The following is a 421-nucleotide window of genomic DNA, read 5'->3' as shown; positions in this document are numbered from 1 at the left end:
CGAGAAAGCGCCCAGGGTCGGCATCGCGCTGGCTCAGGCCCAGCCAGAGGCTGCGCCAGTGATCGGGCAGCGACTCGCAGAACTCGATGGCCAGCGAGCTCTTGCCGAAGCCGGCCGGCGCATTGACCAGCAGCAAGCGGCCACCAAGGCCGGCGTACAAGCGCTGGCACAAACGCGGGCGCGGCACGTGCCCGTCCGGCAATGGCGGCCGGAAGAAACGCCCGTCCAGCAGGCCCAAGGCCTGAGTCGCGAATCCATGCGTGCGGGACAGTTCTGTCATGGCCGGCTCGTTCTGGTTTGAAGACTACGGCGATATGGATGCCTGCGAGACTAGCCGGTAACGCCACGCATTTGAAGATGATGGAAACAATTGCCGTAGAAAAGACTGCGACAAAAAGCGACATGGCTGATGGACACGGGG

At 63.4% G+C, this 421-nt stretch carries 1 pseudogene; it reads right to left on the bottom strand.

Annotated elements, in window-relative coordinates:
* Positions 1 to 280, bottom strand: a pseudogene (locus GYA94_RS27030) (helix-turn-helix transcriptional regulator); the annotation flags it as partial.
* Between the last annotated feature and the right edge of the window lie 141 nt (positions 281 to 421).

The organism is Pseudomonas juntendi, from assembly GCF_009932375.1.
Taxonomy (GTDB): Bacteria; Pseudomonadota; Gammaproteobacteria; order Pseudomonadales; family Pseudomonadaceae; genus Aquipseudomonas; species Aquipseudomonas juntendi.
The sequence above is the reverse complement of the archived record's forward strand: the minus strand, read 5'-3'. Positions and strand labels throughout refer to the sequence as shown.